Origin of the sequence: Steroidobacter gossypii, assembly GCF_016801985.1 — a bacterium.
GTDB classification, from domain to species: domain Bacteria; phylum Pseudomonadota; class Gammaproteobacteria; order Steroidobacterales; family Steroidobacteraceae; genus Steroidobacter; species Steroidobacter gossypii.
The window spans coordinates 1,048,931-1,060,720 of sequence record NZ_JAEVLS010000001.1 but is presented as its reverse complement, the minus strand read 5'-3'; the positions used below and the strand labels follow the sequence as shown (position 1 = coordinate 1,060,720).

Annotated in this window: 8 protein-coding genes; 2 read left to right on the top strand and 6 right to left on the bottom strand. The window is 62.5% G+C overall.

All coding sequences use genetic code 11. From position 1 onward, the window contains the following. Positions 1–64: 64 nt before the first annotated feature. The 3 genes from JM946_RS04565 to JM946_RS04555 all read right to left on the bottom strand — a co-directional run bounded on the left by JM946_RS04565 (position 65) and on the right by JM946_RS04555 (position 6,046). Entirely contained in the window at positions 65–1,513 is a 1,449-nt protein-coding gene (locus JM946_RS04565) for an efflux transporter outer membrane subunit (protein ID WP_203165949.1), read from the bottom strand. Continuing rightward, positions 1,506–4,685, bottom strand: coding sequence for an efflux RND transporter permease subunit (locus tag JM946_RS04560; protein WP_203165948.1), 3,180 nt, complete (start codon positions 4,683–4,685; stop codon positions 1,506–1,508). Before JM946_RS04560 ends, JM946_RS04565 begins: the two co-directional genes overlap by 8 nt. 134 nt (positions 4,686–4,819) lie before the next feature. Then, entirely contained in the window at positions 4,820–6,046 is a 1,227-nt protein-coding gene (locus JM946_RS04555) for an efflux RND transporter periplasmic adaptor subunit (RefSeq protein ID WP_203165947.1), read from the bottom strand. Between the two features lie 319 nt (positions 6,047–6,365). Between JM946_RS04555 and JM946_RS04550 the strand changes: the two genes are divergently transcribed. Beyond that, entirely contained in the window at positions 6,366–7,040 is a 675-nt protein-coding gene (locus JM946_RS04550; protein ID WP_203166550.1) for a glutathione S-transferase, read from the top strand. On the opposite strand, the gene JM946_RS04545 is transcribed toward JM946_RS04550, so the two are convergent. Further along, on the bottom strand, positions 7,041–8,036 hold the full coding sequence (locus JM946_RS04545; RefSeq protein WP_203165946.1) for a LysR family transcriptional regulator: 996 nt from the start codon (positions 8,034–8,036) through the stop codon (positions 7,041–7,043). Between the two features lie 182 nt (positions 8,037–8,218). Here JM946_RS04545 and JM946_RS04540 point away from each other — a divergent pair, with 182 nt between their 5' ends. Further along, positions 8,219–9,094 carry an NmrA family NAD(P)-binding protein gene (locus JM946_RS04540; RefSeq protein ID WP_203165945.1) on the top strand — a complete coding sequence of 292 codons (876 nt, stop codon included), beginning with the start codon at positions 8,219–8,221 and terminating at the stop codon, positions 9,092–9,094. Positions 9,095–9,119: 25 nt separating this feature from the next. Here JM946_RS04540 and JM946_RS04535 read toward each other — a convergent pair whose 3' ends face one another. Together JM946_RS04535 and JM946_RS04530 are read right to left on the bottom strand one after the other, a co-directional pair. After that, the gene (locus JM946_RS04535; RefSeq protein WP_203165944.1) at positions 9,120–10,514 is read right to left on the bottom strand and encodes a SpoVR family protein; all 1,395 of its coding nucleotides are present in this window, start codon (positions 10,512–10,514) and stop codon (positions 9,120–9,122) included. Positions 10,515–10,528: 14 nt separating this feature from the next. Continuing rightward, entirely contained in the window at positions 10,529–11,713 is a 1,185-nt protein-coding gene (locus JM946_RS04530; protein WP_203165943.1) for a DUF444 family protein, read from the bottom strand. Positions 11,714–11,790: the final 77 nt, after the last annotated feature.

Genomic DNA, 11,790 nt, shown 5'->3' with positions numbered 1-11,790 from the left:
TGGGGGATGGGCAGCATCCTGCTACCCATCGTTGCCAGCCGCTGTCTTGTTAAGCAATTCCCTGCTACAGCGACGCCTGAGCGTCCAGCGGACGGAAGCCGCCGCCGAGGGCCTTGTAGGTCGCGAGCAAAGCTGTGGCCGTTTGAGTTTCGCTCTGGGCGAGCTGATCCTCGGCGGTCAGGGCGCTGCGTTCGGCGTCGAGCACGGTTAGGAAGTCGGCGACGCCGCTCTCGTACCGGGCGCGAGCCAACGTCACGGCCTGCAACGAAGCGGTGGTGCTGTCCTGCAGGTGAGCTTGTTTCACCTTGGCCTTCACGTAGGCCGTCATGCTGGCGTCGGCCTCTTCCAGCGCCTGCAACACTGTTTGCTGATAAACAGCCAACGCGCGCTCGGTGGCGGCTTCACGCTGCTTGATGCGCTGGCGAACGCGGCCGAGATCGAAGGCGGCCCACTGAATGCTCGGGCCGAAGCCGTAGGTCTCGCTGCTGGACTTGCCGAGATCGCTGCTGTCCACAGCATCGAAGCCCCAGCTGCCGACAAACGAAATGCGCGGAAACAGATCGCCCACGGCCACGCCGATCTGCGCGGTTGCGGACGCCAATTCACGTTCGGCCACTCGAATATCGGGACGACGGCGTAACAGCAGTTCCGGCGTACCGATGCTTTGGGTCGCCGGCAGCGTGGGCAGCTTCTGCACCGTCGAGAGCTGCGGAATCAGCGCTTCGGGTGACTGACCCGTCAGCACGCCGAGCCGCAGGATGCTGCTAGTGATATTCGATTCCAAGTCAGGAATCGTCGCCAGCGTCGCGGACAACTGTGCCTGTGCGCGTGAAGTATCAAGCTGCGTGCCGCGGCCTGCTTCCAAACGCGCAGTCGTGATACGCAGCGTTTCACGCTGATTATCGGCGTTACGCTGAGCGACGGCGAGCCGTTGCTGAGAGCCGCGCAGTTCGAAATAGTTACGCGCCACTTCAGCAGTGATGCTCACTTGTGTCGCGTACACGCCCGCTTCCGCCGCTTGCACCAAAGCCGAGTTGGCTTCGACGTTGCGACGGATGCGACCGAAGAAATCCAGCTCCCAGAACGCATCGAAACCGGCGTCGTAATAATCCTGGTCACGAGGAATCTCCGCAACCGGCGCTTGGCGCTGGCTCGCGCGCGTTTCGGTGTAACCACCCGATGCCGTCACTGTAGGAGCGAAGTCCAGGCGAGCCTCGCCTCGAATCGCACGCGCTTCACGCAAGCGAGCGGTCGCGATCCGAATGTCGTGGTTGGCCGTCAGTGCCTGCTCGATGAGCGAGTTCAGCTGCTCATCGCCAAACGCCTTCCAGAAATCGCTCTCGACGTCGGCAGGCGAGAACTGCGTGGCGTCGTTGCTCACGAACTCATCCGGAGAGTTCATCTCCGGCTGCCGATAGTCGGGGCCCACCGCGCAGGCGGCGAGCACCGCGCTCACCGCCAGGATGGACAGCTTCTTGGTCACACTCAACGTCGTTTGTTTCAGGTTACGCATGGGCCGCTCCTTCGATGGCCTCTGGTTGTTTGTTGCCGCGGATCTTCTTGACGACCGCCGCGCGCAACAGGACGTAGAACACTGGTGTCAGGAACAAGCCGAAGAAGGTCACTCCGAGCATGCCGGAGAACACGGCGATGCCGATGGCGTGACGCATCTCCGCACCTGCTCCCGACGCGAGCACCAGCGGCACCACACCCATGATGAACGCGATGGAGGTCATCAGGATGGGCCGCAATCGCAGACGCGCGGCTTCCAGCGCGGCGTTGAACGGATCGACGCCGGCCGACTCGCGGTCCTTGGCGAACTCGACGATCAGAATCGCGTTCTTGCTGGCCAGACCCACCAGCACGAACAGCGCGATCTGCGTGAAGATGTTGTTGTCGCCGCCGGTGATCCACACACCGAAGATGGCCGACAGCAGCGCCATCGGCACGATGGCGACGATGGCCAGCGGCAACGTCCAGCTCTCGTACAACGCGGCCAGCACCAGCACCACCAGCAGCACGCACAGCGGGAACACGAAGATGGAGCTGTTGCCCACCAGGATTTCCTGATAGGTGAGATCGGTCCACTCGTACTTGATGCCGTTCGGCAGGTTCTCGGCGAGGATCCGCTCCATCGCCGCCTTGGCCTGGCCAGTCGAATAGCCGGGCGCCGGACCCCCGTTGATATCGGCGGCCAGGTAGCCGTTGTAACGGAACACGCGATCCGGGCCGTAGGTCTGCGACACCTGCACGATCGAGCCGAGCGGCAGCATCTCGCCCGCTTCATTGCGCGTCTGCAGTCGCAGAATGTCTTCCGCCTTGGCGCGGTACTCGTAGTCCGCCTGCGCGATCACACGATAGGTGCGGCCGAAGCGATTGAAGTCGTTCACGTACTGGGACGCGAGATAGACCTGCAATGCCTCGAACACGTTGTTGAGCGGCACGCCATGTTCCTTCGCCTTGATGCGATTCACGTCGGCGAGGATCTGCGGCACGTTCACTTCGTAGTTCGAGAATACACCGGCGAGCTCGGGCGTTTGGCGCGCCTTCGCCACCACGGCCTGCGTGGCCTTGTACAACTCGTCGTAACCCAGGTCGGCGCGATCTTCGAGTTGCAGCTTGAAGCCACCCAAGGTGCCGAGGCCGTTCACCGGCGGCGGCGGGAAGGTCACGATCTGCGCTTCCTTGATCGAGCTCAGCGCGGCGTTCAACTGGCCGGCAATGGCAAAGCCCGACAGCTCGGCCGACTTGCGCTTATCGAAATCGTCGAGCGCGAAGAACACGATGGCCGAGTTCGAAGCGTTGGTGAATCCCGCCACCGACAGGCCGGGGAACTGCACCGCGTTGTGCACGCCGGGCACCTTCATGCCGATCTCGCCCACCTGGCGCACGATTTCCTCGGTGCGATTCAGCGACGCCGCGTTCGGCAGCTGAATCAGCGTGATCAGGTACTGCTTGTCCTGCACCGGGATGAAGCCCTTGGGCGTGACCTGGAACAAGCCCCAGGTCGCGACCAGCAGCATCGCGAACACACCCATGGTCATGCTCTTGTGCGCCAACACGCCTCGCACGCCGCCGACGTACTTGTCGCCGGAACGATGGAAGAAGTTGTTGAACGCGCGGAAGAAGCCGCCGAACACTTTGTCCATGCCGCGAGTCAGCGCATCCTTCTTCGCGCCATGCGGCTTCAGCAACACCGCCGCCAGCGCCGGGCTCAAGGTCAGCGAGTTGATCGCCGAGATCACGGTCGAGATGGCGATGGTGAGCGCGAACTGCTTGTAGAACTCGCCGGTGAGACCGGTGATGAACGCGATCGGCACGAACACCGCCACCAGCACCAGCGCGATCGCGATGATGGGGCCGCTGACTTCGTCCATCGCCTTGTAAGTCGCGTCGCGCGGCGACAGTCCGTTCTCGATGTTTCGCTCCACGTTCTCGACCACCACGATGGCGTCGTCGACCACGATGCCGATGGCCAGCACCAGACCGAACAATGACAGCGCGTTGATGGAGAAACCGAACGCCAGCATCAGCGCGAACGTGCCGATGATGGACACGGGCACGGCCAGCAACGGAATGATGGAGGCGCGCCAGGTCTGCAGAAACACGATGACCACGATCACGACCAGGGCCAGCGCCTCCAGCAGAGTCTTGATCACGGCCTTGATCGAGTCGCGCACGAAAATGGTCGGGTCGTAGACGATTTCGTAGCTGACGCCTTCGGGGAAGTTGGCGCTCAGCTCCTGCATGGTCGAGCGCACGGCGTCGGACAGCTCCAGCGCGTTGGCGCCAGGCGACTGTGAGATCGGGATCGCGACCGCCGCCTTGTTACCCAGCAGGCTGCGCAGCGAGTACTGACCCGCGCCCAGCTCGATGCGAGCCACGTCCTTCAAGGTCGTAACCGAGCCATTCGGCAACGCCTTGACGATGATGTCGCCAAATTGCTCTTCGGTGATCAGACGGCCCGAGGTCGTCACATTCAATTGGTAGTCGACATTCGCGGGCGCCGGATCGGCGCCGATGACGCCGGCAGCCACCTGCACGTTTTGTTCGCGAATGGCGGCGATGACGTCGCCTGCGGTGAGATCGCGGCTCGCGATGCGTTCGGGATCGAGCCAGATGCGCATCGAGTAATCGCCCGCGCCGAACAATCTCACGTCGCCCATGCCAGGCAGACGCGCGAGCACGTCGCGGATCTGCAGGGTCGCGTAGTTGCGCAAGTAAACGGTGTCGTAGCGACCGTCAGGCGAAGTGAGATGCACCACCATCAGCAAGTCGGGCGATGCTTTGAGCGTGGTCACGCCGACGCGTCGCACGTCTTCAGGCAAACGTGGCAACGCCTGTGCGACCCGGTTCTGGACTTGCACCTGGGCCGTGTCGACGTCGGTGCCGAGACGGAACGTCACGGTCAGGGTCATCTGGCCGTCGCTCATGGCCTGCGAGGACATGTACAGCATGTTCTCGACGCCATTGATCTCCTGCTCCAGCGGCGCGGCCACTGTTTCGGCGATCACCTTCGGATTCGCGCCGGGGTATTGCGCGTTCACCACGATGGTGGGCGGCACGACCTCGGGATACTGGCTGATGGGCAGTTGCCACATCGCGATGGCGCCGACCAGGAAAATGATGATCGACAGCACCGCGGCGAAAATCGGCCGGTCGATAAAGAAACGTGCGAATTTCATATAGAGTCCCCACGAAAACGGGGCAAAAGCGTCCCCACAGCCGCGGCTCCAAGGCCGCGGCTACCAGGCAAATTCCAATGACTCGGCTGGGGCGCGCCCGCCTGCTCGGACGAGCGCGCCGATCGGTTAAGGCATCAAGGCTTCACATCGCTCGAGGCGAGCATCGAGTCGCGGTTCAGACGCGCATCCATCGCCACCTTCTCGGGGGCGACGACCACGCCGGGATGCACTCGCTGCAGGCCGTTGACGATCACGTTCTCACCCGGTTGCAGGCCTTCTTCCACGATGCGCAGGCCATCGGTGAGTCGGCCGACTTTTACCTGGCGATAGGAGACTTTGTTGTCGTTATCGACCACGTAGACGAACTTCTCGCTCTGGTCCGTGCCGACGGCGCGATCGTCGACGAGCACGACCTTGTGCGAGCTGTGACCGAGCAGCTTCACTCGAGCGAACAGGCCCGGCGTGAGATAGCCGTCCTTGTTGTCGAACGAAGCGCGGGCGCGAATCGTGCCGGTGCGCGGATCGACCTGGTTGTCCACGAAGCTCATCCTGCCCTCGTGCGGGAAGCCTTGCTCGTTCGCCAGCGCCATCAACACCGGGTTGGCGGCGTCGCGCGAGCTTGGCCGATCGCCCCGGCGCGCCAGCTCGGTGTACTTCAGATACACCTGCTCGTCGCCTTCGAATGTCACATAGATCGGATCGATGGAAACAACCGTGGTCAGCAGCGTCGCCTGAGTCGAGCCACCGGTCACCAGATTGCCCGCGGTCACCTCTGCACGGCTGACACGACCGTTGATCGGCGACACCACGCGCGTGAACTCCAGGTTCAGTTTCGCGGCCGTCACGGCAGCGCGAGCCGCTTCGACGTTCGCCTGCGATTCACGCTGTGCGTTGATGCGCTGGTCATACTCTTCGCGCGACACAGCCTTCGCATCGAGCAGCTTTTCGCTGCGCTCGACATCGTTCGTGGCGAGTTCGGCGCGGGCGATGGCGCGCGCCAGCTCGGCTTCAGCCTGGTCCAGAGCGGCGCGATACGGACGCGGGTCGATGACGAACAACAGGTCGCCTTTCTTGACCACGCTGCCTTGGTCGAAGTTGACGCTTTCGATATAGCCAGTGACGCGCGGGCGGATTTCGACCGATTCCACCGCTTCGAGGCGACCGGTGAATTCATCCCATTCCTGAACCTCACGCTCCAGCGCGGCAGCAACCGAAACCTGCGGCAGCGGCGCGGCGACTTCCGTGTTCGCTTCGCTCTTGCATCCTTGCAGCAGCAGTGTGAGCACAGCGGCGGCGAGCGCCGGCAACACAACGGTCACGAGGCGGCCGGCGGGCTGACTGTCACGAGTTACATTGTTCATTCCAAGACTCCCTGCATCCTCAAAAACAAAATCGGCAGAGCCATCGGTATGACGCGGGCACTGCCTGACTGGGGCGCCACTTTAGGCAGGGGACGCAACAGGAGAAATTGGGTTGAGCGCACGACATTGGTGAAGTCGAATCAGGAATCGAAGCTCCATCGAGGTGAATCTGCGTCGGTTGTTTGCATATGCCGTGGTCGATACACGTGATTTGGCTGGGGTCGCGTGCATCCATGAGCTGAAGAATTGCGACAATCCCATGACCGTGACAATTACGTCACAGGTAACGGTTCTCGAGGCCGCTCCAGGAGAAAAGCACGTGATCGTGGTCCATCACTTGAATAATTCGCGCTCGCAGCGGGTGCTGTGGTTGCTCGAAGAGCTGGGCATTCCTTATCAGATAGAGCGCTATCAGCGCGATGCGCGCACCATGTTGGCGCCGCCGGAATTGAAGAAGGTGCATCCGCTGGGCAAATCGCCTGTGATCACCGACGGCAAGCGCACGATTGCCGAGTCCGGGCTGATCGTGGAATACCTCGTGGATGTGCACGGTGCCGGGAAATTGGCGCCCGCGGCAGGCACCGAAGAACACCTGCGTTATAAATATTGGCTGCACTATGCCGAGGGTTCGGCCATGCCGCCGCTCTTACTAAAGTTAGTGTTCGATCGCATCGAGAGCGGACCGATGCCCTTTTTCGTCAAACCGGTGGCCAGGGCCATCGCCCGGCAAGTGAAACAAACGTTCATCTCGCCGCAAATAAACCTTCATCTGGATTATCTAGAAGGGCAGCTGGCGCACAGCGACTGGTTCGTCGGCGACCGATTCAGCGCCGCTGACATCCAATTGAGCTTCCCGCTGGAAGCCGCTGCCATGCGCGGCGGTCTCGATGCGAGCCGGCCACGCCTGCACGATTTTTTACAGAGGATTCATGCCAGGCCCGCATACCGCCGCGCGCTGGAACGTGGCGGTCGATATGACTTTGCGCCTGGCTGATTACACCGGAGGCGGGACGGAAGCGGTCATGCGCGTGGACCGCGGCGGCGCGACGCCATCGGTACCGGTCGCGCCCAGCGAAGGAATGCGCTCCGAAGGGATCTGAGGGAACAGGCCGGTGACGAATTCGATGAACGCGCGGATTTTCGCGGTGGGCTGCCGGTGCTGCGGATAAACCACGGACACCGGCCAATACGCGCCTTCATTCCAGTCTTCGAGCACCGGTTGCAGCAGTCCCGAGGCGATCTGCGCTTCGGCGGTGAAATCCAGCGTGCGCACGAAACCTGCGCCGCTGATGGCCGCCGCTACGGCAGATTCCGGGTCGCTGAACGAGAGCGGCGCGGCCGGAATGATGGTGTGTTCCACGCCGCCCTTCCGGAACATCCAGTCACGAATCTGGTTGCTGCCCGGTCGAAACATGGCGATGCATTGCTCGGGCTTGAGGTCCTCGGGCGTCTTCGGCGGGCCGCCCATGCGCTCGATGTATTCGGGCGAGGCGCAAGTCACGCCGCGCAAATTGCCGACACGACGGGCGATCAGGCTGGAATCGCTCAGATTTCCCACGCGCAGCGCCGCGTCGATGCCCTCCTGCACCAGATCGATCACCCGATCGTTCATGCTCATCTGCACCGTGAGCTCGGGGTTCTGTTCGATGAACCGGGGCAACGCGGGCACGATGATCTTACGGCCCAGCGAAATGGGCACGTCCACCCGCAATTTGCCACGCGGAACACCACGCGATTCTGAGACCTCGTTCTCAGCTTGATCCAGCTGACTGAGGGCCTCGCGGCATCGTTCGTAGAAGCCGGTGCCCAAGTCGGTCAAACTTAGCGAGCGCGTGGTACGGTTGAGCAGGCGCGCCCCCAGGCGTTCCTCCAGGCGGGACACCGCCTTGCTTATCGCGGAAGGGGACATACCTAGTGTCTGTGCGGCAGCCACGAAGCTATGGGCTTCAACGACTCGCACGAAGGCTACGATGTCACTGAAATTATTCATTCAACGAATTGTTTCCCTGCGGTCACGTAAAGCGTGACGTGGGCTCATTGTAGGCGCTCCATTGATGACCACAATGCACGAAGTTTTTGCTGCCACGGTGGTTTACCGCAATCCGAAGCTTGCTTAATGTATCGCCCAATTTCGCAACCCTTGATCAAGACTCTCTACCGGGGGATTGAACGATGTTTTTGGTGACGGACGTAACGGGGCATGTAGGCCGAGCGGTGCTCGCCGAGCTGGCCAATCAACCCGTCGGCGTTCGTGCGCTATTGCAGGAGCCCGTCGATCTGCCCATCAAGGCGGCGAACATCGAGGCGGTCCGCCCCGATCCCGAGGATCCGTCCAGTTTGCAGCGCGCTTTCGAGGGTGTCGAGGCGGCGTTCCTGGCCTCGGGCTATTCCCCACACATCGCCGAAACCCATCTCAAGATCGCCAATGCGGCCAAGGCGGCCGGCGTCAAACGCTTCGTTCAGTTGTCGGGCGTGGGCGCCAACCCGCAGATGTGCTGCGCCCGAATGCTCCGCTGGCTGGGCCAGGCCGAAAGCGGCGTGGCCGCCTGCCCCGATGTGGCCGTCACCCGACTCCGGCCCACCTACATGCTCCAGCTGTTGTTCGAATTTGCGCCGACCATCGCCCAGCAGGGCCTGATCGCTGGCCCGTTCCGCTCGACGCCCTGGAGCTGGGTCGACGCGCGTGACGTAGCGGCAGTGGCAGTGACTTGTTTGAAAGATCCCTCGCATGCGGGGCGCATTTACACGGTGACTGGCTCGGAGTCGCTTAGCTTTCCGCAAATCGCTGACAGGCTCAGTCATATTCTCGGCAAGCCGGTTCGCTACCACGACATCACCGCGAACGAAGCCCGCGGCTGGCTGCAGGGCAAGGGTCTGTCGCCAGTGATGATCGAGGCCAAGCTCGAGTTCTGGGATGCGTGTGCATCCAACATGATCAACGTCCAGCCCAACTCGGTGGTGCAGGATGTGACCGGTCGGCCACCGCGCTCGCTCGAAGAGTTCGTGCAGGACTACAAAGCGCGCTTCCTGTCGGCATCCGCGGCCTGACAGCCGCTGCGACGAGCGATGAAATTCAGCGGTTGAAGCTCGGCGTCAGGCCGGGCGAGACAGATATCTCCACGCTGCGATGATCGTTGTCGACGGTGACCAGAGTCACCGGACGTCGCCACACTTTGGCGACGTATTCGAGCACTTTCCTGCCTCGTTCTGGATCCAGGCCGCGGCCGTCGTTGAGATGGTCGTGCACCAGCTCGAGCTTGCCATCCACGTGCACCCGAGCCGCGCTCACCTTGGGCGCACCGAATCCGTACTTCGGCGCCAGCAACGCTTCGTGTAGCGCCGGCAAATCCATCTCCTGCACGGTGAGCGTGCCCGTCGCTGGGCCCTTGAAGCGGAACAGCTTCAATTCGCTCGCCAACTCCTGAGTGAGGTGGTTGCGCACGAACGAGAAGTCGTCGTCTTCAGCCATGATCCGGCGCGCGGCCTCCAGGCCTTGCGCCTCCACGATCTTTTCCCAGATTGAAAAGCCGAGGTGGTACGGATTGGTCGCCAGCGCCACGTTCTCGCCGCTGGCGGTCGGACGCACCACATCCGAGTGACATTTGATGGCGTCCACATACGCGGCGGCAGGCAGGAAGTCCGCCTCACGCAGCAACCGTGCATGCCAGTACGAAGCCCAGCCTTCGTTCATGATCTGGCAGGCGAACACCGGATAGAAATAAAACGACTCTTCGCGCACGGCCAGGAAGATGTCCCGTTCCCACGGCTCCATCTCCGGCGCGTACTGCGCGATGAACCACAGCAGGTCGGCTTCCGGATGCGGAGGAATCGGCGCCTTCTTTGCGGGACCGGTGTGCGACGGACGCGCAGTATCGGGGCCCAGCGCCGCGAACCGCTTGGCGAACTCGTCGTTCGCCGGCGGCGTCTTGTCCGGCAGTGTTTCTGGATAGCGCGGACGACGCAGGCCCTGATGAATATCGACGTGCTGTTCGAGGGATAGCGCCGCATCGAGCACCGTCTCCACTCGCTCCAGGCCATGCTCTTCAATGGCCATGGCGATCTGACGCGCATGCGCGGCCGCCTGTTCGACGATGTGCTCGCCGACCTGGTCCTGACTGCGACGGAACAACATGTTGTTGGCGGAGAAGTCCGCATGGCCCAACACGTGCGCGGTCACCAGCACGTTCTCCGCCGCGCTGTTGCTCTTCGCGAGATAAGCACGGCCCGGATTGCCGGGGAACACCACCTCGAACAGGCGCGACAGGCCCATGCGATGCTGGATCAGCTGATAGATGTAACGCACGCCGAACGACCAGTGCGGCATGCGCACGGGCAGACCGTAGATGGCGATCTCGGTCATGAAGCTTTCCGGCACCACCTCGAACTCGACGGGGTGATATTTCAATCCCTGCGCACGAGCCAGCTGTTCGATGCGCGAGATATGGGATTGCCAGTCTTCAGTCTGCATCGTAGGCATCGGTCTCAGGCACTCTGCGAGGCGTGAGTGAAGAAATGCCTAACGGCATTCCAGATGTCATCGGTACCGCTGACGCGATACGCGCCGACGCTATCGTCATCCCGCGACAGATCGACGAACAGCCTGCCGATCTCGCTGTCCGGCGCGGCGCCCGCGAGCGGCGCCACTTCCAGGAAGCCGCTGTAGTTGCAATCGGCGCACACGTCTTCCAACGCGGCCTGCGCCTGCGGTTGATCGGAAGGGAAATTCTCGCCGTCGGAGGCGTAGAACAAATAAATGTTGTACTGGCTGGGGCTGTAGCGCTCGTCGATGATCTGGCGCACTTTCCTCAAGCCCGCCGAAGCCACCGTGCCGCCGGTGCCGGTCACCTTGAAAAACTCGTCTTCTTCGAATTCCCAGGCCTCGGAGGTGTGGGCGACGAACACCAGCTCCAGATGCCGGTATTGCCGACGCAGGCCCTGAATGGCCCAGAAGAAGAAAGTCTTGGAAATCTGCCGCTCGCGCTCGCCCATGCTGCCCGAGACGTCCAGCAACAACATGACCACGGCTTGCATGGCGGGTTGCTCGCGCTTGGCGAGCTGGCGATAGCGCAGATCGTCATCGGTGAACGACGGCGAATCGCCGCCAGTCAACGTCTGCACGCCGCGCCGCTTGATCGACTCCTTCATGGAGCGGCGACGATCGAGTCGTGAGCGCGCGCCGCGCCGGTCCCAGCCTTCGCGCGTCCAGTCGTCTTCCTTGGCGCGACCGGCCTTGGCCTCCAGGTTCGGCAACTTCATTTCTTCCCAGAGCCAGTCGACGATGTCGTCGATGCGAAACTCCAGGGTGTATTGCACGCCGCCGTCTTCGTTGCCGCCCTGGCCGCGTTGATTGTCGCTGTCCTGCTGGGGGCGACCGATGCGATCGCCCGGCTTGGCCTGGCCCTGGCCGACGCCCTGTTGCTCGTTGGAATTGCGCAACCGGAAACGATAGTGCTCCAGCATCTTCACCGGCACGCGCACGGTGCTGGCGCCGCCGGTGAGCACGTCCGCGCCGGCGACGATTTGCGGAAGGTGCTGGCGAACGGCCTCGCGCACCTTGTCATTGTGTCGCAGCCAGTCTCTCGCGCCGCGCGAGAAGAGGTCGTACCAACCGGCCTCGCCCGGGCTGCGACTGTCGCCAGAACCGGCGCCCGATGCGTTGTCGCTCATGTCGCTCGCAACCCCCGTCTCAAGACTCTGGCCAGGTACTCCCAAGAGAGGTCGGTGGCAGAGTCTCTAAATAACAA

Excerpts from the sequence above, each read along its gene's own strand:
- JM946_RS04540 (WP_203165945.1), top strand. The coding sequence starts at position 8,219 with ATGTTTTTGGTGACGGACGTAACGGGGCATGTAGGCCGAGCGGTGCTC.
- JM946_RS04555 (WP_203165947.1), bottom strand. The coding sequence starts at position 6,046 with ATGAACAATGTAACTCGTGACAGTCAGCCCGCCGGCCGCCTCGTGACC.
- JM946_RS04565 (WP_203165949.1), bottom strand. The coding sequence starts at position 1,513 with ATGCGTAACCTGAAACAAACGACGTTGAGTGTGACCAAGAAGCTGTCC.
- JM946_RS04530 (WP_203165943.1), bottom strand. The coding sequence starts at position 11,713 with ATGAGCGACAACGCATCGGGCGCCGGTTCTGGCGACAGTCGCAGCCCG.
- JM946_RS04545 (WP_203165946.1), bottom strand. The coding sequence starts at position 8,036 with ATGAATAATTTCAGTGACATCGTAGCCTTCGTGCGAGTCGTTGAAGCC.
- JM946_RS04535 (WP_203165944.1), bottom strand. The coding sequence starts at position 10,514 with ATGCAGACTGAAGACTGGCAATCCCATATCTCGCGCATCGAACAGCTG.
- JM946_RS04560 (WP_203165948.1), bottom strand. The coding sequence starts at position 4,685 with ATGAAATTCGCACGTTTCTTTATCGACCGGCCGATTTTCGCCGCGGTG.